Genomic DNA, 24,909 nt, shown 5'->3' on the forward strand with positions numbered 1-24,909 from the left:
GTCCAGGTCCCGGTACACGGCCTCGATCGCGTCCAACGGGTCGCCGGAGTCGAGCATCGCGAGAGTCCCGGTGTCGGCACTGTGAATCTGCCCCAGCGCGTAGCCCATGTCGTCGGCGAGATGCTTGCGCACCTCGTCGAGTTCGGGGTCCCGCTGCAATTTACGCGGGGTCCAGGTCCCGGTACACGGCCTCGATCGCGTCCAACGGGTCGCCGGAGTCGAGCATCGCGAGAGTCCCGGTGTCGGCACTGTGAATCTGCCCCAGCGCGTAGCCCATGTCGTCGGCGAGATGCTTGCGCACCTCGTCGAGTTCGGGGTCCCGCTGCAATTTACGCGGGATCGACTCACCGACAACCATGTCCATCACGAGATACGGAGCATCGATGCCCGGTGCCGTGTCCCCCGATGCGAGGACGGCGGGCACCGGAACCCCGACTGCCGAGGCGGCCCGCAGGCATGCGACCTCCGCCCGCATCCGGTCGGCGTCGCCGTGCCCGGGCGGGTCCCGGCGCAGCACAACCTCCTGCGATCGGCCGTCCGCGCCGCGGACCTCGACCGCCCATACCTGCCGGCTCGCCCCGCCGGTCAGCTGCCGGGGTTCCCCGACTGTCACCTCGGTGCCGAAGGTGTCGCTCAGCGCGACGCGGATTCCGTCACCGAGGCTGCCGGCACTGTGAGTCACAGCCATGGTGCGGCACCGGGGTCGCGCAGCAGTCGGCGTGCGGTCGACATGCGGTGCACCTCGTCCGGCCCGTCGTAGATGCGCGCGTAGCGGGCCTGCCGGTACATCCGTTCGAGCGGGGTGTCAGCGGTCAGACCGAGCGCGCCGTGCACCTGGATGGCGCGATCGACGACATCGTGCAGCATCCGGGCACCCCAGAACTTCACCAGACCAATCCGAACCCGGGCGTCCTCGCCGGCGTCCATCGCGCGGGCCGCATCGAGGGTCATCAGGCGGGCCGCGTGGATCTGCGCCGCGGATTCCGCGATGTACCGGTGGACCTCGCCCTTCTCGGCGAGCAGCGACCCGTGCACGTAGCGGGTGTTCGCGCGCTCGCACATCAGCTCGTACGCCCGCTGCGCCTGACCGAGCCAGCGCATGCAGTGGAAGATCCGACCGGGCCCGAGCCGGTCCTGGGCGACGACGAAGCCCTTGCCCCGCTCGCCGAGGAGGTTGGCGGCCGGCACTCGGACGTCGGTCAGGCGGACCTCGTAGTGGTCGCTGGGGTCGTGCCCCATGGTCGGGATCGACCGGACGATCTCGAACCCGGGGGTGTCGGTCGGCACGATGATCGCGCTGATCCGGGAGTGCCGGGGGGTCGACTCGGGCTCGGTGCGAGCGAAGACCGAGCAGTAGCCGGCATCGGCCACGCCTGTGGTGAACCACTTGTGGCCGTTGATCACCCAGGTGTCGCCGTCGAGTTCCGCGCGGGTCTCGATCAGTGTGGGATCGGACCCCGCCGTGTCGGGTTCGGTCAAACCCACCGACGGCAGGAACTCCCCCGCGAGAATCGGCGGGATCCACCGCTGCTTCTGCTCTTCGGTGCCGTGCTTGTGGAGCATCAGGGTGTCCTGCATGGACACCGAACCGACTGCGAGCTGGCCGAATTCGGACCGGCCGATGACCTCGTTGAGGTAGACGAAGTCCAGGAACGGCACTCCACCGCCACCGACGTCAGCCGGGTGCCCGAGTGCCCACAGGCCGAGTTCCTTCGCCCGGGAGCGCAGTTGCTCGAGAGTCTCGTGGGCGGCCTCGTCCTCCTTCGCCAGGACGGGTTCCGCCGGGATCACCTCGTCGTCGACGAACGCGCGCATCCGGGCGCAGAGGTCGGCGATGGCGCCTTCGGGATGGTTCGCAGTCATGAGTGCCTCCTTGTGGCAGCGGCGGTTTGCAGGGGTCGAGTGGCGGCCGAGTCGACGTACTCGTCGATGCGGGTGATCCGCCCGTCCTCGACGCGAACGAACAGGCTGGCCGGCACCTCCAGTGGGCCGTGCCCGGGGAGGGTGCCGCGCACGACGTGCTGTTGAACGAATCCGTCGGGCAGCACGTGGCGGCGGATGTCCTCGTAGCGGAAGTTCTCGAGGGTGCGGGAGAGCCAGCGCAGGACGCGGAGGTTGTCCGCGACCGTCTGCTCCTGGCCGTCGTCGTTGTGCCAGATGCGCGCGTCCGGCGAATACAGGTCGGTGAGTGTCGCTTCGTCGCCGCCGCAGACGGCGGCGAAGAAGCGATCTGCGAGGTCGTTCATGCGAAAATGCTTCTCCTCACGGCAGTAACACGGGTGCAACGTCCGGGCCGGCAACAAACGTGCCGAGACACAACCAGGTGCGGTCGACCGGCGCGACAGCGCGCAGGCCGCGACCGGGACGGAGATGACCCACACGGGCCCTCGCCCCCACCGACGGGGAACGCGGTGTTGACAGATGACTTGGCCACGGAGAAACTATCCAAGAACATGACATGACTGTCAAGTCAGATTACGCCCCATTCGTGCCACGACGTTCCACGAAAGGACCGCCATGACCGCAACCAACCCGAAGTTCGAGTTCCGCGGGATCAATCACCTCGCACTCGTGTGCTCGGACATGAAGCGCACCGTCGACTTCTACTCGGGAACCCTGGGCATGCCGCTCGTCAAGACGCTCGATCTTCCCGGCAACCTCGGACAGCATTTCTTCTTCGATTGTGGAAACGGAGACACGCTGGCGTTCTTCTGGCTGGCGGATGCCCCCGACGCAGTTCCCGGAGTCTCCGCCCCAGCCGGACTGCCCGACCGGGACGAGCTCGTCAGCGCGGTCGGCTCGATGAATCACGTCGCGTTCGCCGTCCCGCCGGAGAAGTTCGACGAGTACCKCAAGCGACTCAAGGCCGACGGCGTGCCGCTGAGCATCGTCCTCAACCACGACGACAGCCCGGAGGGCGCATCGCGGGAGATCCATGCCGGCACCTTTGTCCGGTCGTTCTACTTCCAGGACCCCGACGGCGTCCTTCTCGAGTTCGCCTGCTGGACCCGCGAGTTCACCGAGGCCGACGTCGCACACGAGCCGAAGACGGCCGCCGACCGGCGCGTGCCCAGCGCCTCCTGACAACCCGAAAGGAACCCACCATGCCCCGACTTCGCGAGGTCCCCCGCGCCGAGGTGACCGACGAGAAGATCCTCTTCTTCTACGACCGTCTGTTCGGCCCCGACAAGGACCCCGCCGTCGACCACGGCACCATCCACGCCACCCCCGGCGACTGGTGGACGGTCTTCGCTCAGTCCCCCGACGTGTTCCGCCACGCCGTACGAGGATTCGCCCTCTACCGCAACGCCGACCTCGACCCCCTGCTGCGCGAACTCGGCCAGGCCCGCGCCGGCTACGCACGCGGCAGCCAGTTCGTCTTCTCCCAGCACTGCAAGCAGATGCGCTCCCTCGGCATGACCGAGGAGAAGATCGCGGCCCTCCCCTACTGGCAGATCAGCGACCAGTTCTCCGAACTCGAACGCGCCGTCCTGGCATACACCGACGGACTCGTCCACGACGGCGGCCGGGTCCCCGACGAGGTGTTCACCGTCCTCAAGGCGAGCCTGTCGGACAAGCAGATCATGGAACTGACGTACATCACCTGCATGTACGACATGCACGCCACGATCTGCCGAGCACTGCGACTCGAATTCGACGACCGCCCCGAGCCCATCGAGGAGGTCCGCATCCCCGAAGGCGTCGTGGTCGCCGACCTGTCCGCGGACCTGTCCGGGGAGTAACTTCCTCGCCTGCGGAAGTCAGACAACCCTTTCGACCCGCTACCTAGGAGTGAACATGGAACAGATTGCCGTCCTGGAATTGACGTTCAAGCCGGATTCCCTGGAGTCCGCACGCACGGTGATGACCCGGGTGCTCGAGGAGACTCGAGGATTCCCCGGCTGCCTGCGCGTCAATTCGGTCGTCGACAGCAAGAACCCCAGCACCTGGCGTTTCGTCGAGACCTGGGAATCGGCCGAGCACGAGGCCGAGTACCGCAAGTTCCGAGCCGGTGAGGGAGCCATCACCGATCTCGGTCCGCTCCTCGCCGGAGCACCGTCGCTCACGACGGGAACCGTCGACCCGCACCTGTGACTGAACGGCCCTGGCTGTACGGCTAGGGCTGGTTGCACGAAAGCACCGACGCGCACCGAGCCGGTCGCCGAACAACCGAAGGTCTCCTGTCCGACATCGTCGGGCAGGAGACCTTCGTCGTCCACCAACCTTTCGTGCACCGAACAGGCCCTCGGGCTCGAGGAGCAGGACGCCGAGGATCGGGACCAGCGCCACTGCCTGCTTGAAGTCGTGACCGATCCACGAGATGTACGTGCCTGCCAGGGTTTCCGCCACACCGAAGGCGCGACGCACTCACCGGCCGTGTCGTCGCATTCAACCAACGGCTCCACACCATGGACCTTGCCGAACACGGACCGGACCTCGCGGTGAGCAAATGGGAGTGGGCCCCACACAATCGGTGTGGGGCCCACTTCGGTCGACGTCCCGTGAGCGGCCCAGTCGATCCGCCAACGACGTCGGCAATACAGCGGCCGGGACCAGATGTCAGTCGTTCTCCTGCATGGCGATACCGGACGCCTGCAGGTCTGCCCAGCGGCCGTCGTCGATGCCCGCCAGCGTGGCGAGAACTTCGCGGGTGTGCTCACCGAGACCCGGCCCGGGAACCGGTTCCGTCGGCTGAGATCGGGAGAACTTGGGCACGACGCCGGCGGCGGGAACTGCCACACCGAACTGGTTGACGAGGCGCACCACCATGTCCCGCGCGGCGTAGTGCGGGTCGGTGAGCATGTCCGGTGCGGTGTAGATCCGGCCGGCCGGAACGCCGCCGTCCTCCATGGTCTTCAGCAGCACATCGCCACTCATCGTCGATGTCCAGGCGCCGATGATGGCGTCGATCTCGGCCATGTTCTCGCCTCGCGGCCCGTGCTCGGCGAACCTCGGGTCATCGGCCAGTTCGGCTCGGCCCATGGCGGCGCAGAGCCTGCGGAAGACAGTGTCGGCGTTGGCGGCGATGATCACCTCGGCTCCGTCGGACGTGGGATACACGTTCGACGGCGCAACTCGGGGCAGTACGGATCCGGTGCGCCCGCGAGTGACTCCGGCGATTTCATGGTCGGCCATCGTCGATTCCATCAAAGCGGCCACCGCCTCGTAGATCGCGACGTCCACCTCCTGCCCCCGGTTGCTGACCGACCGCTCGTGGACCGCCGCGAGGGTCCCGATCACGGCGAACAGTGCCGCCAGGGAGTCCCCGAGGCTGATGCCGACGCGGGTGGGGGGCAGTTCGGGATTGCCCGTCGTATGCCGGATGCCACCCATCGCCTCGCCGACGCTGCCGAAACCGGCATCCGTCGAGCGCGGCCCGTTCTGACCGAACCCCGAGACGTGGACGAGAATGATGCGGGGGTTGATCGCCGAGAGGGACGCATAGTCCAGTCCCCACTTCGCAAGCGTGCCGGGCCTGAAGTTCTCGAGGACGATGTCGGCCTCGGCAACCAGCTTGCGAACCAACTCCCGACCGTCGGGCTGCCGCAGGTCGATTGCAACGGACTTCTTGTTCCGCGCAATGGAGGGCCACCACAGGCTTTCGCCGTCGACCGTGACACCCCACCGCCGCATCGAGTCACCGGATCCCGGCGCCTCGACCTTGAGCACCTCGGCTCCGTAGTCACCCAACAGCTGCCCCGCAAAGGGGCCGGCGATGAAGCTTCCCAATTCGAGCACGCGCAGACCGCTCAGCGGACCAGTTGATGTCGTCATGATGCGATTGTACACAATTAGTCCTAAATCGGACTGAATGAACTGGAAATGGGCATATTCTGCATACAAAGACGGGCAGCTGGCCGGGATAGGCTTGCCGCGAATCGATTCCCACACAACGAAGAGGCACCGTGGCAACCACACCGCAGGCACCGGGTCAGGCCGCCTACTCGCAGATCCGCCAGGCAATCGTCGAAGGTCGCTACCGGCCCGGTCAGCGCCTGATCGAACAGCGGATTGCCGAGCAGTTCTCACTGTCGCGCACGCCCGTGCGTGAGGCGCTCCGCCGACTCGAGGCGGAGGGTCTCGTGCTCAGCGAGCCCAACCGGGGAGCCATCGTCCGGACCCTGTCGATGGCAGACGTGTCCGACTTGTACGGGCTTCGCGCCCGACTCGAGGCCTATGCCGCCGAGCTGGCGGCCGAGCGCATCGATCTCGCGACACGGGAGGTGCTCGACGCGGGGATCGGGGCTTTCGCGCTGGCCCTGGCCGCGCCGCAGGTGGACCCGGTCGACCGGGTTCGGGCCGTGGACACCGCGAACAGCCAGATCCACCGAGCGATCACGGCCGGCGCCAAGCACGAACGCCTGAGCCGCCTGCTCGAACGCACCACCGACGTCCCGCTGGTCTTCCAGGCATTCCGCCAGTACGACCGCGCCCAAACCGAGCGGTCACACCTGTTCCACCAGCTCATCCGCGACGCGATCGTCGCCGGCGACGGACGCCGGGCATCCGCCCTGATGCACGAGCACGTCCTCCAGGGCCGCGACGTGCTTCTCGCCCACCTCGCAGCAACCAGCAGCGACGAGGTGGACGAGTTGTTCGGCGTGTCAGCCCGGGAAGCCGCCGGCACGAGCGAGCTGGCCGGGAACCGTCGCACCGAGCACCCCGCCGAGCCAGTCTGACGCTTCGATCAGTTCGGGCAGCCGCGCGCCCGAGGCGATGCCACTGCGGTCGAGGAGATAGACCAGGTCCTCGGTCGCGATGTTCCCGGTGGCGTCCGGAGCGAAGGGGCATCCGCCGATCCCACCGATCGAGGAGTCCAGCACCGTCACCCCCGCGTCGATGGCCGCCACCGCGTTCGCATAGCCGGTGTTGCGCGTGTTGTGGAAGTGGGCGCGCAACCGGATTCCGGGCGCGGCCGCGGCGGTCCCCGCGACCAACCGGGCAACCTGGGCGGGCACCCCGACCCCGATCGTGTCGGCCAGTGAAATCTCGTCCACACCGAGATCGGCCATCTGCCCAGCCAGGGCGAGGACCCCGGACTCGGCAACCTCCCCCTCGAACGGACAACCGAATGCGGTGGCGATGGTGACGGACACCCCGACGCCCGCAGCGCGGGCGTCGTCGACGAGATCGCGCACGGTCTGCACCGAGTCCGCGACCGACATGCGCTGGTTGCGCAGACTGAAGGTCTCGGACGCCACGACAACGAAGTTCACCTCGTTCACGCCCGCCGCCACTGCGCGATCGAAGCCGCGCCGATTGAGCACGAGGCCGCTGTAGGAGACGTCGGCGCGCCGCGGCACCCCGGCCATGACTGCCTCCGCATCGGCCATCTGCGGCACCGCCGCCGGGTGCACGAAGCTGGTTGCCTCGATGCGACGCAGACCCGACGCGATGGCGTGCTCGATCAGCGCGATCTTGTCAGCAGTCGAAACGTGCACTGCCTCGTTCTGCAGCCCGTCGCGGGGGCTCACCTCGACGATCTCCACGGCGTATCCCCTTCCGTTGCAACTCCGCTCGGCAACTACACGCCGACCTACGCCACTATTGTATACAAAAGATGCCGCCCGGCCGAGGGGTGAAGTACCGCGGTCCGGCGGGAACGCCGCCCGGCGCGAGACCATCGCGGTCCGCGACAAGGCAGACATGCTTGCGCGTCGGCCGCGTGGCGCGACGCCTTGCGCCGCCGCCGACTCCGCGCCGCGGATGGGCAACCCGACTGCCGACGAGAGCCCGTGCAGACTCCGGCCAGGTAGTCAATATCCCTAGTGACGCAACACTATTGCGTTTCACGCGACGAGCGTATCGGCGGCCGGCACCAGCGCATGCCGCGCGGCCCCGGCCGCGGTTCGACCAGCGCCCATCCCCACCCGGCGGAATCGCCGCACACCGCGCAACGCCGACTGCCCCGACGGCCGGCCAGCCATCCGAGATCCATACACGCTTTCCCCATCGACCCGGGCGATTCGCCTGTTTCGAAGAAAGTACTTGTGACCTGTCGCACTTTCACGCTAGATTGTGTGCAATCCAAGCCACACGGCCTCGTTCTGACTGGAGCCCACATGCTTTACAGCGACCTTCTGCGGCGGAACGCCGCTCGCTACCCCCGTCGGACCGCGCTCGCAATGGACGACGGATCCGACGCTCGGACCTACGCCGAGCTCTACCAGCGCGCCCTGCGCCTGGCCAACGGCTTGAGTGGCCTCGCGGCCCCCGGTGACCGCGTGGCACTGCTGTCCGAGAACAACCTCCAGTACGTCGAGGCCTACTACGGGGTTCCGACCGCCGGGATGGTTCTGACGCTGCTCAACTACCGGCTGCACCCCAAGGAGTGGGTCTGGATCCTCAACGACTCGGGGGCCCGCGTGCTGATGGTGGAGTCGAAGTACCTCGAGATGATCGCCGACTGTCGATCCGAGCTCACGAGCGTCGAGCACATCATCGTGATCGGAGAGGGGGCCGCGGGCTTCACTGCTTACGAGAACGTCCTGCAGTCCGCGTCGACGGTTGCCCCACGGCTGGCGATCAGCGACGACGACGACGCCTGGCTCCTCTACACCAGCGGAACGACGGGCAAGCCCAAGGGCGCCCGGCTGAGCCATCGCAACCTCAACACCGCGCTGATCCAGTCCGCGATCGAGTACGACCCGAAGCCGGACACCTGCTTCCTCAACGCCATGCCCCTCTGCCACATCGCCGGATACCTGACCCCGCTGCACCAGTTCCATGGCGGCTCGGTGCTGATGATGTCGGGCTGGGACCCCGAGCGGTGGATGCAGTTGGTGCAGGACAACCGCGTGACCAGCGGCGGCTTCGCCCCGACCATGATGCAGATGCTGCTCGCGCACCCCAAGATCAACGACTACGACCTCAGCAGCCTGGAGTGGATGGGCTACGGGGCGTCGAAGATCCCCGCCGATGTTCTGCGCCAGACTCTCGATCGGTTCGGTCCGGTCGTCTACGCGGGCATGGGCATGACAGAGCTCGGCGGCAACATGCTCACGCTCGACAAGGCGGCGCACGTCCGGGCGGCTCAGGGCGAGGAACACCTGCTCGACGCCGTCGGCAAGCCGATGTCCCTGGTCGATGTCCGCGTCGTCGATCCGCTCGGCGACGACTGTGCCCGCGGCGAGGTAGGCGAGATCGTCGTCCGGGGCGACCAGGTGACCAAGGGATACCTCGGCAACCCCGCGGCGAACGACGAGGCATTCGAGGGCGGCTGGTTCCACACCGGCGACCTGGCGCGCCAGGACGAGGAGGGCTACCTCTACATCGTCGATCGCGCGAAGGACATGATCATCACCGGCGGCGAGAACGTGTACTCCAGCGAGGTCGAGAACGCGATCTACACCAACCCCGACGTTCTCGGGGCAGCCGTCATCGGAACGCCCGACGAAAAGTGGGGTGAGCTCGTCACCGCCGTCGTCGTCCGCAAACCCGGCACCGAGCTGACCGCCGACGAGGTTGTCAGCAGCTGCAAGTCGCAACTCGCCGCCTTCAAACAGCCCCGCAAGGTCATCTTCATCGACGAGATGCCCCAAACCGTCAGCGGCAAGATCCGCAAGAACGTCCTGCGCGATCAGTTCACCACCAACTGACGCCACCTCCCGCAACACACGAACCGAGGAGAACCCGATGGCTTTCACCGTAGTAACCACCGGACTGAAGTTCCCTGAAGGACCCGTAGCACTGCCCAACGGCGACGTGTTGGTCGTCGAGATCCACCGGGGCACGCTCACCCGAGTGACCCCCGAGGGCGCCACCACCGTGGTCGCAGAAGTCGGCGGCGGACCCAACGGCACCGCGATCGGCCCCGACGGTCGCGCGTACATCGCCAACTGCGGCGGAATGAACGCCACCGAGGCCTACGGCTACGTCTTCGCCGGCGGCACCCCGGAGGACTACACCGGAGGCAGCATCCAGGCCGTCGACCTGGAGACCGGCGAGGTCGAGACGCTCTACACCGAGTGCGACGGCACCCCGCTCCGCGGACCCAACGACATCGTCTTCGACGCGCACGGCGGCTTCTACTTCACGGACCACGGCAAGAGCAACGACCGGGGTAGCGATCACGGCCACGTCTACTACGGCACCAGCGACGGCTCATCCATCCGCCGCATCACCTCGGAAATGAACGGACCCAACGGAATCGGCCTCTCCCCCGACGGCACCCGCCTCTACGTCAGCGAGACCTACACCGCACGCGTCTGGTGGTGGGAGGTCACCGGACCGGGCGAGATCGCCGGTGGCCTCACTCTCGCCGGCTCCGGCGGTGGCAACTTTCTCTACGCATCGTCCGACTTCCGCTACTTCGACTCGCTCGGCGTCGAGGCCAACGGCAACATCTGCGTCGCATCGCTGGCCACGCCCGGCATCAGCGTGATCAGCCCGGAGGGCCAACTGGTCGAGTTCGTCGGCATCGACACCGACGGAGACCCCGGCATCACGAACATCTGCTGGGGCGGACCGGACATGCGAACGGCGCACGTCACCGCGTCGAGCACCGGCAAGGTGCTCCGATTCGACTGGCCCCGAGCCGGTCTGGTTCTCAACAACCAGGCAGCTCTGGTCTGACGACCGCATCGTCGGGAGACCATCGATCGGTTCGACTGGGCGTTGCACACGGCGACAAGTCATGTGCAACGCCCAGCGCTGTATCTGGCGCCTGTCCTGCTGTGACAGGCCTGCCGAGTATGCCCAGCTGCCGCCGCTACCGGGTCACACACCACCTCGGTGTCGAGTGCTGCACCCCCGGCGTCGCGATCACCCACGAGCAGTTGGACGCCTGCGCCGTGAGCGAGTTCTGGTCTGCGGGTGCGCCCGGACTGGGCATGGAAGCGGCGTCCTGGATCCACGAGAAGGAGACCGCCGCGCCGGCCGTCGACAACGTGGCGGTCGAGGTGGAGCAGGATCCCGATTCACCGGTCTACCCATTACATGTCCGGGTGATCCGAGATCTCGGGCTCACCCTCGGCGAGGTGTGGTGGTTGGTGGACCACGCCGCGATGTGCGCAGGAGAACCGGTACGAGTTCTTCCTCGCCGCGTCCCCGCTCAACGGCACCGACCGCCCCACCCGACATCTGGATCGTGAAACAGCTGCCGGGACGGCGGACGTTCCTGGTACGGCGGGTACCTCCGATTCGCCGGTAGGCTGGGCGCTGTCCGGATTTCTCCTTCGGGAAGGCTCCAGTGGAACTCCTTCTGATCGTCGCCATCATCGCCGTCGTCGTCTTCCTGGTCATGCGGAGCCAGAAGCGCTCGGCCGGCCATGCCGCCAACCAGCTCGAGGATGCGAAGGCCGACGCACGCCAGGCCATCGAGCGGCTCGCCGGCCAGGTGTACATCCTGACCGGCACCGACACGGCCTCCAAGCAGGCCCTGGCGGACGCCTCCGAGCGGAACATCGCCGCGGGCTCGCAGATCGACCAGGCCACCACCCCGGCACAGGCCCGACTCGCCAAGCAGACCGCACTCGAGGGGCTCTACTACATTCGCGCCGCCCGCACGGCCATGGGCATGGACCCCGGCCCCGAGGTGCCCAGCATCGACGGCCAGCGCGCCGCCGGCCAGGTCACCGAGGACCGCGAGGTCGACTTCGAGGGGCGACAGGTTGCCGCGTCACCGAACCCGTCGCAGCGCACCCCGAACTACTACCCCGGCGGCCGGGTCGCGGGCCGGCCGGTGCCCGCCGGCTGGTACTCCGAGCCGTGGTGGAAGCCGGCACTGGTGGCGGGAGCATGGGGCGTCGGCTCGATGCTCCTGTTCTCGACCATGTTCAGCGGCATGGCGGGCGTGCCCTACGACGCCCAGCATTTCGAGGACGGTGCGGGCGCCGAGGGTGACGCCGGTGCCGACGCGGGCGCGGACGGCGGTGCTGACGGGGGCGGCGACGACTTCGGCGGCGGTGACAACTACGCCGGCGGCGAGGACTTCGGCGGCGGCGGTTTCGACGGCGGGGGCGACTTCGGCGGCGGCGGGTTCGACTTCTAGTTCCGCCCACACATCTTCGGCAGGATTTCGCCCGGATTCCGGGTGGAATCCTGCCGAAGTTCGTTCAGGCCGGCTGACAGGTGGGGCACCAGAACAGGTTGCGCGCCTTCATGACCGAGCCGGTGACCGGCGTCCCGCAGACCCGGCACGGCGACCCCGTCCGGCGGTAGACGTACGTGCGGGGACGGTTCTTGGCGTAGGCCGGGTCGCCGTTGTCGTGCTCGGGCCGCACCACGTGCATGACGCCCTCCCGCACACCGACGTTCATCAGGGTGACCAGGTCGGCCCACAGCGCGGTCCACTGCTGCTCGGACACCTCGACGCCGGGCCGGTTCGGGTTGATCTCGTGGCGGAACAGGACCTCGGCCCGGTAGACGTTCCCCACCCCTGCGAGCACCGCCTGGTCCATCAGCAGTGCGCCGATCGCGGTCCGCGACTTGGAGATTCGGCGCCAGGCGCGGTCCGGGTCGGCGTCGACGCGCAGCGGGTCGGGTCCCAGCCGGCGCTCGAGCGCGTGCAACTGTTCCTCGTCGTAGATCTCGCACGCGGTGGGCCCGCGCAGGTCGGTGCCGATCGCGGCGCCGACCATCCGCATCCGCACCTGCCCCACCGGCGCGCCCATCGGCAGCGGCAGGTCGGTGAACTTGCCGTACAGCCCCAGGTGCACGTGCACGATGCGGCCGCCCTCGTAGTGGTGCAGCAGGTGTTTCCCCCACGCCTCCGCGCGGACCAGCACCCGGCGGTCGACGAGCGCGGCCCCCGCCTCGAACCGGCCCTGCGGGCTGGAGACGCGGACGGGAGCACCCGCGAAGTCTCGCTGGTGCTCCCGTGCCAGGCGGTGGAGGGTGTGTCCCTCAGGCATGCTGCGAGCTCACGCCTCCGGCAGCGCCGGCGGCACGCCGGTGCGCTCGTACTCGGACAGGATGTCGATGCGACGCTGGTGCCGCTCCTCCCCCGACCACGGGGTCGCGAGGAAGGCGTCGACGATGGCCAGCGCCTCCTCCAGGGAGTGCATGCGGCCGCCGATGCCGATCAGCTGCGCCTTGTTGTGCTGGCGGGCCAGCTGCGCCGTCTCCACGCTCCAGGCCAGGGCGCAACGGGCGCCGGGCACCTTGTTCGCGGCGATCTGCTCGCCGTTGCCGCTGCCGCCGAGGACGATGCCCAGGCTGCCCTCGTCCTCGACCACCCGGCGGGCGGCCTCGACGCAGAAGGCGGGGTAGTCGTCGACCGCGTCGTACTCGTGGGCGCCGCAGTCGACTGCCTCGTGTCCGTTGGCGGTGAGATGGTCGATGATCTGGTTCTTGAGCTCGAAGCCAGCATGGTCGGCACCCAGGTATACGCGCATGACCCAATTCTGACAGGTCGCGGCGGCGTCACCGGAACCGACCACACATAGGGTCACCGTCATGGAGCAGATCCCGCCCCTGGCCCCTCATCCCGTCCAGCCTGCACACCCCCAACCGGCCTACGGCCCGCCGCCGATGCCGCCGCCGCGCGGACTCTCGCCCTGGGGCATGCCCGCGCGGCACCGGTTCGAGAACGCGCTGCTGGTCCTCGCGATCACCGTCACCGCGCTCGCCTACCTGGTCTCGATCGCGCTGCTGGTCAGCGGGCGGCTGGACACCTGGATCGGAATCCTGCTGCTGGCACCGCTTCTGGTCTACCTGGCCCGCGGACGGATGTACGCCGCGCAGCGGGTGAACGGCGTGAAGATGAGCCCCACCCAGTTCCCCGACGGGTACCGGATGGTCGCCGAGGCGGCGGCCCGGTTCGGCATGTCGCGGGTGCCGGACGGCTACGTGGTCCTCGGCAACGGGCAGATCAACGCGTTCGCGTCCGGACACGGGTTCCGGCGGTACGTGGTGGTCTACAGCGACCTGTTCGAGGTCGGCGGCCAGGCCCGCGATCCCGACGCCCTCGCGTTCATCGTCGGCCACGAGGTGGGGCACATCGCGGCCGGGCACACGTCGTACTGGCGTCAGCTCGGCATGTTCGGCGCCAACTACGTCCCGGTGATCGGCTCGTCGCTCTCGCGGGCACAGGAGTACACCGCCGACAACCACGGGCTCTGCAACCGGCCCACCGGGGCGGTCGGGGCCATCGGGGTGCTGGGCGCGGGCAAGTACCTGATGGGGCTGGTGAGCTTCCAGGAGATGGCCGACCGGGCCAGCACCGAACGCGGGTTCTTCCCGTGGCTGGTCAACGTCCTGGCCAGCCACCCGGTGCTGACCTGGCGGGCGGCCGCCCTGCGGGACCGGTCCCGGCACGGCCGGATCTTCTTCCGCCCATAGGCAGCTCCGCTGCTCGTGGCGTTCGACGGGTCCCGGGACCCGTCGAACGCGCACGAGCCGGACCCGGCCACCAGTCGCTAGGACCGGACAACACGCTCGCAGTGGGCGCGCACCCGCCGGTTCTCTCCGTCCACCCAGCCCTTGGACTCGGCGTAGTCGATCATCGAGACGAACCGCGGCAGCCAGTCGGTCACCCGGTCGGGGTGCGCCCGCACCGCGCGTTCCAGCTCAGCGATCTCGAGCCAGACGTGACCGCCGGCGATGATGCCCCACCCACCGAGCACCGAGGCCATCCGATCGGCGTCGGGGTCCCCGGACACCGTCACCGCGAGCCGCGTGAACTCGTCGACACCGGTCAGTGTCACCGGCGCGACGTCCGAATCCAGGTCCACTTCGAGCTGCATGGCACGCACTCCTCCGACATCGATGTCACCAATTGGATCAGCCGATCCAATCAGTGCCATTGGAAGCCATCGCCGGGCCGCAGTCAAGATGTGGAATGCTCGGCGCATGTCCACCGCCTCCGGGAACCGACAGGGCACCGCCACCCGCCTGCGCCTGATCAAGACGGCCGAACGACTCTTCGCCACCCAGGGCTTCGACGCCGTGTCGGTGCGCGCGGTCAACGCCGCCGCCGGACTGGGCCCCGCGTCGGTGCACTACCACTTCGGCACCAAGGAGGACCTGCTCGCGGCGGTGCTCGTCGATCTCGGCGGCGCGGTGCACGACCAGATCACGGCGAACGTCGCGGAACTGGCGGCGGGGCCTCGGCCGGCCGACGCCGATGCGCTGGTGCGCGCGGTCACCGGGCCGTACCTGGAACTCCTTCTGCGCCAACGCACCCGGGGCATGCGCTGGGTCAAGATCATCGCGCAGATCTCGCCGGAAGGTCACCCGACACTGGAGGCGGCCGGACGGGAGCTGCAGGTCGCACTGCTCGGCGAGGTCCGCCGGACCTATCCGGAGGCCGACCCGGCCCGACTGGAACGGCGCTGGGCGATCTCGGTGACGAGCTTCCTGCAATCCCTGAGCCGCGCCGACGAGTGGCGCCGGGACGGCGGCCGCCTGTCCCCCGACGAGCTCGCCTCGTTCCACGAGGACCTGGTCGTCTTCGTGGTCGGCGGACTCGAACGGCTGCTCGCCAGCTGAACCCGACCCCACCCACACCCGGCCCCTGACCGCCGGCACATTCGGATCATCTGATCCAGAAACTAGAGTGACCGCTGAGCGGGATTTTTTTGGATCATCTGATCCAGTTAGGTGATAGGAATCGACCGAGCGCATGTGATGTCGCTCACGCCACGACCCTCGCCGTGTCACCAGTCGCCCGTCAGGAGATGACGCTCGTGTGGACCAGAGATTCCCTCGAATTCGGCGCGTTCCTCGCGCCCTACCACCCGCTCAACGCCGACCCCGCGCTGCAACTGCGCCGGGACATCGACCTCATGGAACACCTCGACCACCTCGGCTTCGCCGAGGCGTGGATGGGTGAGCACCACTCCACCGGGGCCGAGATCGTCCCGGCGCCCGACATGTTCATCGCCGCCGCGGCCGAACGCACCCAGCGGATCCGGTTCGGCACCGGCGTCACCTCGCTGCCCTACCACCATCCGCTCGTCACCGCGGACCGCATCACCCAGCTGGACCTGCAGACCCGCGGGCGCCTGATCTTCGGGACCGGCCCGGGCAAGATCCCGCTCGACGCGCACATGATGGGCATCGACCCGTCCGACCAGCGCCGCATGCAGGGCGAGGCGCTCGAGGCGATCCTGCCGCTGCTGCGGGGGGAGGTGGTGAACATGGAGACCGACTGGTTCACGCTGCGCGACGCGCGCGCCCAGCTGCCCACCTACGACCCGGCCGGCATCGAGATCGCGACCGCCTCGACCATCTCCCCCAACGGCTCGGTGCTCGCGGGCACCCACGGCCTGTCGCTGCTCTCGCTCGCGGCGAGCTCGCCGACCGGTTTCGAGGCGCTCGGCCGCAACTGGGAGATCTACGAGCAGGTCTCGGCCGAACACGGCCACGTCGCGGACCGCTCCACCTGGCGCGTGGTCAACCCGATGTTCCTCGCCGAGACCCGCGCGGACGCCGAACGCGCCGTCGGCCGCCGGATCGGCTCGATGGCCGCCTACGTCAACCGGCAGACCGGGCAGAACCCGGAGTGGGCGCAGACCCCCAAGGGGATCGTCGACCAGTGGCGGGGCGACACCCTCGGCGAGTTCGGGCAGGCGATCATCGGCACCCCGGACGACGCCATCGCGCAGATCGAGCGGCTGATCGAGCAGACCGGCGGGTTCGGCACCCTGCTCGTCCTGCACGTGGACATGGCGAGCTGGGAGGACACCAAGCGCAGCTACGAGCTGTTCGCCTCCGAGGTGGTCCCGCACTTCAAGAACCGCAACGCCGGCCGCGAGGCCAGCCTGCAGTACGCGGCCGACAACCGCGACTACCTGATCGGCGGACTGATCGGCGCAATCACCAAGGCGCACACCGACTACTACGGCCAGCCCGCGGGAGCACAGGCATGAGGGCGGCGCAGTTCGCCGACGGCGCGTTCACGGTCACCGAGGTCCCGGGCCCGCCTGCCGTCGGCCCCGGTCAGGTCCGGATCGACGTCGTCGCCTGCGGCATCTGCGGCAGCGACCTGAGCATGTCCAAGGACCCCTGCCGGTTCGTCCACGTCGCGGAGAGCGCGGGCTACCCGCTGGCCACGTTCGACACCGACCGCCCCGTCGTGCTCGGTCACGAGTACGCGGGCACCGTCGCCGAGATCGGGTCGGCCGTCACCGAGTTCGCCGTCGGTGACCGGGTCGCCGGCATCGGGCTCGCGACCGACACCGCCACCGGCATCCCGAAGATCATCGGCTACTCCAACGAGTACCACGGCGCCTTCGGCGAGCACATCGTCGTCGACGCCTTCTGGGTCCGCCGGGTCCCCGAGGGACTCTCGCTCGAGCACGCCACCCTCGCCGAGCCGCTGCACGTCGGCGAGATGCACATGCAGCAGTCCGGTCTCACCGCCGCGGACTCGGCGCTGGTGATCGGCTGCGGCACCATCGGGCTCGGCGCCGTCGTGGCCGCCAAGGCCCGCGGGGCTCGGCTGGTGATCGCGTCCGAGCCGTCACCGAAACGTCGCGAACTGGCCGCGAAGATGGGCGCCGACATCGTCGTCGACCCGAACGAGCAGGACCCGATCGAGCTGTGGAACCGGATGGTCGCCGAGGGCAACACCCTCGTCGGGCAGGCGGGCGCGGGCATCCTGATCGCCTACGAGTGCAGCGGCCGCGCCGGGGTCCTGGGCACCCTGATGCACACGCTGCCGTTCAACTCGCGGATCCAGGTGCTGGCGGCGCCGTTCGGGGACGAGACGATCATCCCCGTGGTCGGGCAGTTCCGCCGGATCGCGATCAACTTCGGGCACGGCCCGTACGAGGACGCCTACGACATCACGCTGCGGCGCCTGGCCGACGGCGAGATCGACGCGGACGCGATCATCACGGGGCGGGTGGGGCTGGACGGGGTCGCGGACGCGTTCACCGCGCTGCGCAGCCCCGACGAGCACGTCAAGATCCTGGTCCTGCCCTAGGCGGCTCCGCCGCTCGTGCGCGGTTGACGGCTCCGAAGGACCCGTCAACCGCGCACGAGTGCGCAGCGCCTAGTCGAAGGAGGGGTCCTCGGTCCGGGTGCGCTTGAGCTCGAAGAAGTGCGGGTACGACGCCAGCGCGACGGTGCCGTCCCAGACCTTGCCCGCGTCCTCGCCGCGCGGGATGCGCGAGAGCACGGGCCCGAAGAACGCGACGCCGTTGACGTGGATGGTCGGGGTGCCGACGTCGGGGCCGACGGCGTCCATGCCCGCCTTGTGGCTGGCGCGCAGTTCCTCGTCGTAGTCGCCCGACTCGGCCGCCGCGGCCAGTTCCGCGGGCAGGCCGACCTCCTCGAGCGCCTCCGCGATGACGACGGGCAGATCCTTGTTGCCCTGGTCGTGGATGCGCGTGCCCATCGCCGTGTAGAGCGGCAGCAGCACCTTGTCGCCGTGGTCGCGGGCCGCGGCGATCGCCACCCGGACCGGCCCCCACGCGCGCGCCATCAGTTCCTGGTACTCCTCGGGCAGGTCGCGGCCCTCGTTGAGCACGGCCAGGCTCATCACGTGGAAGTTGGCGTCGATGTCGCGGACCTTCTCGACCTCGAGGATCCAACGCGAGGTGATCCAGCACCACGGGCAGAGCGGGTCGAACCAAAAGTCGGCGGTGTCCTTGGCGGTCACGGGCTGGTCTCCTGTCAGCTGCATCGTCGGGGCGAACCACCCCGACGCGGATCGGTACGAACTCGAGACACGGGTCTCCTGCCATGCCAACCTGCCACGGCCCCGATTCCTTCCCGCGCCACCGGGTGCGCCGCTCTCGGTCCGCGGACCGCCCACGGGCAGTAGGGTCGGGACGAAGACCCGTTCGGATCCGATCGTTCGCCAGCACCTGGGGAAACGGAGCGTGACGCGATGTCGTCGAACCGCACATTTGTCATCGTCGGCGGCGGCCTGGCCGGCGCGAAGACGGCGGAAGCCCTCCGTGAGAAGGACTTCGACGGGTCGATCGTGCTGCTGAGCGAGGAGGACCACCTCCCCTACGAACGTCCGCCGCTGTCCAAGGAACACATGGCGGGCAAGAAGTCCCTCGCGGAGTTCACCGTCCACCACGGCGACTGGTACCGCGACCACCACGTCGACCTGCGGCTCGGCACCACGGCCACCGCCCTGGACCGCGACGCCCACCTGGTCACCCTCCCCGACGGCTCGACGCTGGGCTACGACAAGCTCGCGCTGGCCACCGGGTCCCGCTCCCGGCGCCCCCCGATCCCGGGCGCCGACGCCGACGGAGTCCACTTCCTGCGCACCGTCGAGGAGTCCGACGCCCTGCTCGACGCCCTGTCCCCCGGCGCACGGCTGGTGGTGATCGGCGCGGGCTGGATCGGGCTCGAGGTCACCGCCGTCGCCCGCGACCGTGGCGTGATCGTCACCGTCCTCGAGGCGGCCGAACTGCCGTTGCTCGCCGCCCTGGGCGCCGAGATGGGCACCGTGTTCGCCGAAATGCACCGCGAGCACGGCGTCGACCTCCGGTTCCAGGCCCGGGTCGAGGAGATCACCACCGCCGACGGCCGGGCCACGGGCGTACGGCTGGCCTCCGGTGACGTGCTGGCCGCCGACGCGGTCCTCGTCGCCGTGGGCGCGCAACCGAACATCGAACTGGCCGAGTCGGCCGGACTGACGATGGACGGCGGCGTGGTCGTCGACTCCGCGCTGCGGACCAGCGACCCGGACATCGTCGCGGTCGGCGACATCGCCGCGCAATTCCACCCGGTGCTCGACACCCGAATCCGCGTGGAGCACTGGGCCAATGCGCTCAACCAGCCGGCGGCGGCCGCAGCGACCATGCTCGGTCACCCCACCGACTACACGAACCTGCCGTATTTCTTCACCGACCAGTACGACCTCGGCATGGAGTACGTCGGCTACGCACCCCACTACGCCCGGATCGTGGTGCGCGGCGACGTCGCCCGACGCGAGTTCGTCGCGTTCTGGCTCGACGGCGACCATCGGGTCCTGGCCGCGATGAACGTCAACGTCTGGGATGTCGGCGACGTGGTGCGGGCCCTGATCCTCGGCCGGATGCCGGTCGACCCGGTGGCGCTGTCCGATCCGAACGTGCCGCTCACCGAGGTCGCCGCCTGAGAGTCGGTGCGAGCGGTCGTGGGGTCGGGCACGTCGTGATGGGATGGAGGCGTACACCTTTCCCGACCCCGAGGAGCGTCCGACGTGGCCCCACCGAACCTGACCCGCGACCAGGCAGCGCAGCGCGCGGAGCTGTTGACGGTCGACAACTACCGCATCGAACTGGACCTGACCGACGGCAACGGGGCCCCGGGCGAGCACACCTTCCGCTCCCGCACCACTGTCACCTTCGACGCGAAGGCCGGCGGCTCGACGTTCGTGGACCTCATCGCCCAGACCGTGCACGGCGCCACCCTCAACGGGCGCGCGGTGGACGTGAGCGGGTACGACGAGTCCACCGGCATCACGCTGACGGACCTGGCCGAGCGCAACGAGCTGACCGTGGAGGCCGACTGCGTCTACTCGCACACCGGTGAGGGCCTGCACCGCTTCGTCGACCCCACCGACCAGTCCGTCTACCTGTACTCGCAGTTCGAGACGGCCGACGCCAAGCGGATGTTCGCCTGCTTCGACCAGCCGGACCTCAAGGCCACCTTCGACGTTCGGGTCACCGCGCCCACCGAGTGGCAGGTGATCTCCAACTCCGCCGTGGTCGAGACCCTGGCCGCGGCACCCGGCGAGCACCACTTCCGCACCACGCCGAGGATGAGCACCTACCTGGTCGCCCTGATCGCCGGCCCGTACGCGCAGTGGAGCGACAGCTACTCCGACGAGCACGGCCACGTCCCGCTGGGCATCTTCTGCCGCGCCTCGCTCGCCGAGCACATGGACGCCGAGCGGTTGTTCACCGAGACCAAGCAGGGTTTCGAGTTCTACCACCGCAACTTCGGGGTGCCGTACGCGTTCGGCAAGTACGACCAGTTGTTCGTGCCCGAGTTCAACGCGGGCGCAATGGAGAACGCCGGCGCCGTGACCTTCCTGGAGGACTACGTCTTCCGGTCCAAGGTCACCCGGGCGTCGTACGAACGGCGCGCGGAGACGGTGCTGCACGAGATGGCGCACATGTGGTTCGGCGACCTGGTGACCATGACCTGGTGGGACGACCTGTGGCTCAACGAGTCGTTCGCGACCTTCGCCTCGGTGCTGTGCCAGAGCGAGGCCACCGAGTACACCAACGCCTGGACGACCTTCGCGAACGTGGAGAAGTCCTGGGCGTACCGGCAGGACCAGCTGCCCTCGACGCACCCGATCGCCGCCGACATCCCGGACCTGGCCGCCGTGGAGGTGAACTTCGACGGCATCACCTACGCCAAGGGCGCCAGCGTGCTCAAGCAGCTGGTCGCGTACGTCGGCCTGGAGCCGTTCCTGGCCGGCCTGCGCGCCTACTTCGCCGAGCACGCCTTCGGCAACGCCACCTTCGACGACCTGCTCGCGGCGCTCGAGAAGTCCTCGGGCCGCGACCTGTCCGAGTGGGGCGCGCAGTGGCTCAAGACCACCGGCCTGAACATCCTGCGGCCGGAGTTCACCGTCGACGAGCAGGGCCGGTTCACCTCGTTCGCGGTGCTGCAGGACGGCGCCGCGCCGGGTGCGGGCGAGACCCGGGTGCACCGGCTGGCCGTCGGCATCTACGACGACTCGGACACCGGGAAGCTGGTCCGGACCGAACGCATCGAGCTGGACGTCGAGGGCCCGCGCACCGAGGTGCCGGAGCTGGTCGGCGTCGCCCGCGGCAAGCTGATCCTGGTCAACGACGACGACCTCACCTACTGCTCGGTGCGCCTCGACGCCGAGTCGCTGTCCACCCTGATCGAGCGGATCGGCGACATCGCCGACCCCCTGCCCCGCACCCTCGCCTGGTCCGCGGCCTGGGAGATGACCCGGCAGGCCGAGCTCAAGGCCCGGGACTTCGTGGCGCTGGTACAGCGCGGCATCGCCGCCGAGACCGAGGTCGGCGTCGTGCAGCGGCTGCTGATGCAGGCGCACACCGCGCTGAGCAGCTACGCCGAGCCGGACTGGGCCGCCGAGACCGGCTGGCCCGGCTTCGCGAACCGGCTGCTGGAACTGGCCCGCGAGGCCGAGGCGGGCTCCGACCACCAGCTCGCGTTCGTCAACGCGCTGACCGGCGCGCAGCTGTCCGCCTGGCACACCGAGGTGCTGACGGAACTGCTCGACGCGGACCCGGCCAGCCTCGGCCTGCCGGGCCTGACGGTGGACACCGACCTGCGCTGGCGGCTGGTGCACGCGCTGGCCGCGGCCGGCGAGGTGGACGCGGAGTCGGTGGCGTCGCCTTTCATCGACGCCGAGGCGCAGCGTGACCCGACCGCGGCCGGGTCACGTCATGCGGCCGCCGCGCGGGCGTTGCGGCCGCAGGCGGAGGCCAAGGCGCTGGCATGGGCGACGGTCGTCGACGACGACTCGGTCCCGAACATCACCGCCCGCGCCATCATCGGCGGGTTCGCCGGACCGGGGCAGGACGCGGTGCTCGAGCCGTACCTGACCCGCTACTTCGCGGACATCCCCGGCGTGTGGGAACGACGCTCGAGTGAGGTCGCGCAGACGGTGGTGATCGGTCTGTACCCGGCGTGGGCGATCAGCGAGGCGGCGGTCGCCGCGGCGGACGAGTTCCTCGCCGGTGAGCACCCGCCGGCGCTGCGGCGGCTGGTGGTCGAGGGCCGGGCCGGGATCGTGCGGTCGCTCGCGGCGCGGGCGTTCGACGCCGGCTGACCCCACAGACGCCAGTGACCGAATGTCGCATTCGTTCAGCTCAGCTGAATGAATGCGACATTCGGTCACATGGGGGTGGGGACTGAACGTCCCCGCCAGCTCAAAGAACTACGGGCGGGCGATGGCCGCGCTCATCACGCGGATCGCGCTGATCAGGCCGTCGATCAGGTCGGCCTCGCCGAACGAGGAGACCGCCGCGGTCACGCCGAGCTGCGCGACCCGGTCGGTGACCCGGTCTGCCACGGCCTTGCCCGAACGGATCTCCACGGCGCGCTGGTTCGGCGACACCGCGATGAGCACCGAACGCTCGGCCTCGGGCGTCGTCGGGAACAGCTCCTCCGCGCCGGCCGCCGGGTCGTCGCCGAGCGGGCCGATGTACGCGTTGAAACGCACCTTGGTCGCGCGGGTCGCGTCGGTCATGGCGTCGTCGAGCGCCACCAGCTCGTCCACGGTGAACGGCAGGTCGTCGTACGGCTCGCCGATGCGGTGCACCGACGAGACGCGACCACTGGCGGTCAACACGGACCCCACCGGGAGGTCGGCCTCGATCACTGCCGGGAAACGGTTACCACCTGCCACTTGCCGTACCTCCGATCAGATCTGCGGAACCGGCCTCGATGGCCGCATGTCCACCGTGGTGACCGGCAACGGTCACCTCGTCGACTGCGGACCACAACACCGGCTTGTGCGTCCATTCCTTGTCCAGCGAGTAGTGCTCGGGCGTCGTGCCCGCCACCGGCTTGGCAAGGTAGGACAGTCCCGCGATGATCGCCGTGATGACCACGGGGATCGCTACGAAGATCAGCACTGTCTCAAGAATGCTCACGAGGCAAACGGTAGCCCAGTCGGCGGCAATTCGTACCGTCGGGGCCAACTCCGCGCGAGCCGCCTACGCCGCGCCCTCACCCAGGTAGCGCAACCACACCGGGTCGAGCTCCTTGTTGTCCGCGAGCAACCGCCAGTGCTGCCCCTTCGGCGGCACCAATGTGGCTCGCAGCGTCCAGCCGAGCTCGCTGAGCAGCTTGTCGGCCTTGCGGTGGTTGCACGGCGCGCAGCACGCGACGCAGTTCTCCCAGGAATGGCCGCCGCCTCGGCTGCGCGGGACCACGTGGTCGATGGTCTCGGCCTTGTCGCCGCAGTAGGCGCAGCGGAAGCGGTCCCGGTGCATCAGCGCGGCGCGGGTCAGGGGGATCCGGGCCCGGTACGGGACGCGCACGTAGGTGCGCAGCCGGATCACGGACGGCACCTGCAGCGAGTATGCGGCGGAGTGGATGACCTGGCCCAGCGGGTCCTCGTGGACGGCGTCGGCCTTGGCGCAGACCAGCAGGACGACGGCCCGACGGACGGGCAGTGCGGTGAGCGGTTCGTAGGTGGCGTTGAGCAGCAGCACCCGGCGTTTCACCCAGGTGGGTACCGCGTCCTCGCCCAGGTCCGAGGGTCTGGCGCCCTCGTTGATCAATTGCAGCGGAGAAGCCCCCGGTCCCCGTGACATGCGGGAAGCGGTGGGCTCGAGTTGTCGATGCGCGCGTGCGCCCTGTCGGTGCTTCATGCGACCTCCGGAAACAAGTGCCTCCAAGTTGACCACGGATGGCGGCCGTGCGCACGCCCATTTTTGACATCGGACACCGGACATCGGGTGAACACTGGGCAACGACCGTGTCACCGGCGCGGCACGTCACCACCACAATCCACACGTCACCACCACACCCCACGGGCCAGCGCTACGACCCATGGGCACTGGCTTCGACACCGCACCCGGTGGCAGGCACAATGGTGACGCCATGACTGAACCCGAGATGAGCTTCTACGACGCAGTCGGCGGTGCCGAGACGTTCCGCCGGCTCACCGCCCGGTTCTACGAGGAGGTGGCCAAGGACGAGATCGTCCGGCCGCTGTACCCGGAAGAGGACCTCGGCCCCGCCGAGCGCCGCATGCGGTTGTTCCTCGAGCAGTACTGGGGCGGCCCGCGCACCTACTCCGACGAGCGTGGCCACCCGCGGCTGCGGCTGCGCCACCAGCCGTTCCGGATCGGCCCGATCGAGCGGGACGCCTGGCTGCGGTGCATGCACGTCGCGATCGCGTCGATCGAGCCGGAGATCCTCGACGACGCGCACCGCCGCGCCCTCACCGACTACATGGACATGGCGGCTGCGTCGATGGTGAACGCGCCGATCTGACCGACTACGCCCTGCGCGGTGCCGCTCGGGTCGTGGCGGCAGCGGGTGTTTGGCACT

General features: G+C 69.0%; 27 protein-coding genes. 15 read left to right on the forward strand and 12 right to left on the reverse strand.

The window, feature by feature from the left end; all coding sequences use genetic code 11:
- Positions 1 to 160: 160 nt before the first annotated feature.
- The 3 genes from AC1DU4_RS19000 to AC1DU4_RS19010 are packed head-to-tail and all read right to left on the reverse strand — an operon-like array spanning position 161 to position 2,246.
- Entirely contained in the window at positions 161 to 688 is a 528-nt protein-coding gene (locus AC1DU4_RS19000) for a phosphotransferase (RefSeq protein ID WP_477842382.1), read from the reverse strand.
- Positions 679 to 1,863, reverse strand: coding sequence for an acyl-CoA dehydrogenase family protein (locus AC1DU4_RS19005; protein WP_477842384.1), 1,185 nt, complete (start codon positions 1,861 to 1,863; stop codon positions 679 to 681). The genes AC1DU4_RS19000 and AC1DU4_RS19005 overlap by 10 nt, the downstream gene beginning before the upstream one ends.
- On the reverse strand, positions 1,860 to 2,246 hold the full coding sequence (locus tag AC1DU4_RS19010) for a nuclear transport factor 2 family protein (protein WP_477842386.1): 387 nt from the start codon (positions 2,244 to 2,246) through the stop codon (positions 1,860 to 1,862). The genes AC1DU4_RS19005 and AC1DU4_RS19010 overlap by 4 nt, the downstream gene beginning before the upstream one ends.
- A 271-nt stretch (positions 2,247 to 2,517) precedes the next feature.
- Between AC1DU4_RS19010 and AC1DU4_RS19015 the strand changes: the two genes are divergently transcribed.
- The 3 genes from AC1DU4_RS19015 to AC1DU4_RS19025 are packed head-to-tail and all read left to right on the forward strand — an operon-like array spanning position 2,518 to position 4,095.
- On the forward strand, positions 2,518 to 3,084 hold the full coding sequence (locus AC1DU4_RS19015) for a VOC family protein (protein ID WP_477842388.1): 567 nt from the start codon (positions 2,518 to 2,520) through the stop codon (positions 3,082 to 3,084).
- Positions 3,085 to 3,104: 20 nt separating this feature from the next.
- The gene (locus AC1DU4_RS19020; RefSeq protein ID WP_477842390.1) at positions 3,105 to 3,743 is read left to right on the forward strand and encodes a carboxymuconolactone decarboxylase family protein; all 639 of its coding nucleotides are present in this window, start codon (positions 3,105 to 3,107) and stop codon (positions 3,741 to 3,743) included.
- Positions 3,744 to 3,798: 55 nt separating this feature from the next.
- Complete coding sequence (locus AC1DU4_RS19025) at positions 3,799 to 4,095, forward strand: putative quinol monooxygenase (protein WP_477842392.1); 297 nt, start codon at positions 3,799 to 3,801, stop codon at positions 4,093 to 4,095.
- 465 nt (positions 4,096 to 4,560) lie between these two features.
- Here AC1DU4_RS19025 and AC1DU4_RS19030 read toward each other — a convergent pair whose 3' ends face one another.
- Entirely contained in the window at positions 4,561 to 5,892 is a 1,332-nt protein-coding gene (locus AC1DU4_RS19030; RefSeq protein WP_477842394.1) for a CaiB/BaiF CoA transferase family protein, read from the reverse strand.
- 14 nt (positions 5,893 to 5,906) lie between these two features.
- On the opposite strand from AC1DU4_RS19030, the gene AC1DU4_RS19035 reads away from it, so the two are divergent.
- The gene (locus AC1DU4_RS19035; RefSeq protein WP_477842395.1) at positions 5,907 to 6,680 is read left to right on the forward strand and encodes a GntR family transcriptional regulator; all 774 of its coding nucleotides are present in this window, start codon (positions 5,907 to 5,909) and stop codon (positions 6,678 to 6,680) included.
- Here AC1DU4_RS19035 and AC1DU4_RS19040 read toward each other — a convergent pair.
- Entirely contained in the window at positions 6,606 to 7,490 is an 885-nt protein-coding gene (locus AC1DU4_RS19040) for a hydroxymethylglutaryl-CoA lyase (protein ID WP_477842397.1), read from the reverse strand. The genes AC1DU4_RS19035 and AC1DU4_RS19040 overlap by 75 nt on opposite strands.
- A 573-nt stretch (positions 7,491 to 8,063) precedes the next feature.
- Between AC1DU4_RS19040 and AC1DU4_RS19045 the strand changes: the two genes are divergently transcribed.
- The 4 genes from AC1DU4_RS19045 to AC1DU4_RS19060 all read left to right on the forward strand — a co-directional run bounded on the left by AC1DU4_RS19045 (position 8,064) and on the right by AC1DU4_RS19060 (position 11,992).
- Positions 8,064 to 9,599 carry a class I adenylate-forming enzyme family protein gene (locus tag AC1DU4_RS19045; RefSeq protein ID WP_477842399.1) on the forward strand — a complete coding sequence of 512 codons (1,536 nt, stop codon included), beginning with the start codon at positions 8,064 to 8,066 and terminating at the stop codon, positions 9,597 to 9,599.
- A 37-nt stretch (positions 9,600 to 9,636) separates the two neighbouring features.
- Positions 9,637 to 10,575 carry an SMP-30/gluconolactonase/LRE family protein gene (locus AC1DU4_RS19050; RefSeq protein ID WP_477842401.1) on the forward strand — a complete coding sequence of 313 codons (939 nt, stop codon included), beginning with the start codon at positions 9,637 to 9,639 and terminating at the stop codon, positions 10,573 to 10,575.
- A gap of 119 nt (positions 10,576 to 10,694) precedes the next feature.
- A complete protein-coding gene (locus AC1DU4_RS19055) occupies positions 10,695 to 11,093 on the forward strand; it encodes a hypothetical protein (protein WP_477842403.1) in 399 nt (132 codons plus the stop codon).
- Between the two features lie 98 nt (positions 11,094 to 11,191).
- Entirely contained in the window at positions 11,192 to 11,992 is an 801-nt protein-coding gene (locus AC1DU4_RS19060) for a DUF1542 domain-containing protein (RefSeq protein WP_477842405.1), read from the forward strand.
- A 64-nt stretch (positions 11,993 to 12,056) separates the two neighbouring features.
- On the opposite strand, the gene AC1DU4_RS19065 is transcribed toward AC1DU4_RS19060, so the two are convergent.
- Together AC1DU4_RS19065 and AC1DU4_RS19070 are read right to left on the reverse strand one after the other, a co-directional pair.
- Positions 12,057 to 12,854 (reverse strand): Fpg/Nei family DNA glycosylase, encoded by a 798-nt coding sequence (locus tag AC1DU4_RS19065; RefSeq protein ID WP_477842407.1) that lies wholly within the window; start codon positions 12,852 to 12,854, stop codon positions 12,057 to 12,059.
- A 9-nt stretch (positions 12,855 to 12,863) separates the two neighbouring features.
- On the reverse strand, positions 12,864 to 13,337 hold the full coding sequence (locus AC1DU4_RS19070) for a ribose-5-phosphate isomerase (RefSeq protein ID WP_477842409.1): 474 nt from the start codon (positions 13,335 to 13,337) through the stop codon (positions 12,864 to 12,866).
- Between the two features lie 61 nt (positions 13,338 to 13,398).
- Here AC1DU4_RS19070 and AC1DU4_RS19075 point away from each other — a divergent pair, with 61 nt between their 5' ends.
- Positions 13,399 to 14,283 carry a M48 family metallopeptidase gene (locus AC1DU4_RS19075; protein ID WP_477842411.1) on the forward strand — a complete coding sequence of 295 codons (885 nt, stop codon included), beginning with the start codon at positions 13,399 to 13,401 and terminating at the stop codon, positions 14,281 to 14,283.
- Between the two features lie 77 nt (positions 14,284 to 14,360).
- On the opposite strand, the gene AC1DU4_RS19080 is transcribed toward AC1DU4_RS19075, so the two are convergent.
- The gene (locus AC1DU4_RS19080) at positions 14,361 to 14,687 is read right to left on the reverse strand and encodes a hypothetical protein (protein WP_477842413.1); all 327 of its coding nucleotides are present in this window, start codon (positions 14,685 to 14,687) and stop codon (positions 14,361 to 14,363) included.
- Between the two features lie 106 nt (positions 14,688 to 14,793).
- Between AC1DU4_RS19080 and AC1DU4_RS19085 the strand changes: the two genes are divergently transcribed.
- The 3 genes from AC1DU4_RS19085 to AC1DU4_RS19095 all read left to right on the forward strand — a co-directional run bounded on the left by AC1DU4_RS19085 (position 14,794) and on the right by AC1DU4_RS19095 (position 17,872).
- Entirely contained in the window at positions 14,794 to 15,432 is a 639-nt protein-coding gene (locus AC1DU4_RS19085) for a TetR/AcrR family transcriptional regulator (RefSeq protein ID WP_477842415.1), read from the forward strand.
- A 188-nt stretch (positions 15,433 to 15,620) separates the two neighbouring features.
- The gene (locus tag AC1DU4_RS19090) at positions 15,621 to 16,814 is read left to right on the forward strand and encodes an LLM class flavin-dependent oxidoreductase (RefSeq protein ID WP_477842417.1); all 1,194 of its coding nucleotides are present in this window, start codon (positions 15,621 to 15,623) and stop codon (positions 16,812 to 16,814) included.
- Complete coding sequence (locus AC1DU4_RS19095; RefSeq protein WP_477842419.1) at positions 16,811 to 17,872, forward strand: alcohol dehydrogenase catalytic domain-containing protein; 1,062 nt, start codon at positions 16,811 to 16,813, stop codon at positions 17,870 to 17,872. Before AC1DU4_RS19090 ends, AC1DU4_RS19095 begins: the two co-directional genes overlap by 4 nt.
- 69 nt (positions 17,873 to 17,941) lie before the next feature.
- Here the strand turns inward: AC1DU4_RS19095 and AC1DU4_RS19100 are convergent, their stop codons facing one another.
- Complete coding sequence (locus tag AC1DU4_RS19100; protein WP_477842421.1) at positions 17,942 to 18,550, reverse strand: mycothiol-dependent nitroreductase Rv2466c family protein; 609 nt, start codon at positions 18,548 to 18,550, stop codon at positions 17,942 to 17,944.
- 231 nt (positions 18,551 to 18,781) lie between these two features.
- On the opposite strand from AC1DU4_RS19100, the gene AC1DU4_RS19105 reads away from it, so the two are divergent.
- The gene (locus AC1DU4_RS19105) at positions 18,782 to 20,011 is read left to right on the forward strand and encodes an NAD(P)/FAD-dependent oxidoreductase (RefSeq protein WP_477842423.1); all 1,230 of its coding nucleotides are present in this window, start codon (positions 18,782 to 18,784) and stop codon (positions 20,009 to 20,011) included.
- An 84-nt stretch (positions 20,012 to 20,095) separates the two neighbouring features.
- Entirely contained in the window at positions 20,096 to 22,675 is a 2,580-nt protein-coding gene (pepN, locus tag AC1DU4_RS19110) for an aminopeptidase N (RefSeq protein WP_477842425.1), read from the forward strand.
- 108 nt (positions 22,676 to 22,783) lie between these two features.
- Here the strand turns inward: pepN and AC1DU4_RS19115 are convergent, their stop codons facing one another.
- From AC1DU4_RS19115 to AC1DU4_RS19125, 3 genes are all read right to left on the reverse strand, one after another.
- Entirely contained in the window at positions 22,784 to 23,254 is a 471-nt protein-coding gene (locus AC1DU4_RS19115) for a DUF5130 domain-containing protein (protein ID WP_072844919.1), read from the reverse strand.
- Complete coding sequence (gene ctaJ / locus AC1DU4_RS19120; RefSeq protein WP_072844918.1) at positions 23,241 to 23,501, reverse strand: aa3-type cytochrome oxidase subunit CtaJ; 261 nt, start codon at positions 23,499 to 23,501, stop codon at positions 23,241 to 23,243. The genes AC1DU4_RS19115 and ctaJ overlap by 14 nt, the downstream gene beginning before the upstream one ends.
- A 63-nt stretch (positions 23,502 to 23,564) precedes the next feature.
- Positions 23,565 to 24,224, reverse strand: coding sequence for an HNH endonuclease (locus AC1DU4_RS19125; RefSeq protein WP_477842428.1), 660 nt, complete (start codon positions 24,222 to 24,224; stop codon positions 23,565 to 23,567).
- Positions 24,225 to 24,456: 232 nt separating this feature from the next.
- Between AC1DU4_RS19125 and AC1DU4_RS19130 the strand changes: the two genes are divergently transcribed.
- The gene (locus AC1DU4_RS19130; RefSeq protein WP_477842430.1) at positions 24,457 to 24,852 is read left to right on the forward strand and encodes a globin; all 396 of its coding nucleotides are present in this window, start codon (positions 24,457 to 24,459) and stop codon (positions 24,850 to 24,852) included.
- The last annotated feature ends 57 nt before the right edge of the window (positions 24,853 to 24,909 follow it).

The organism is Rhodococcus sp. P4_F5, assembly GCF_056401315.1.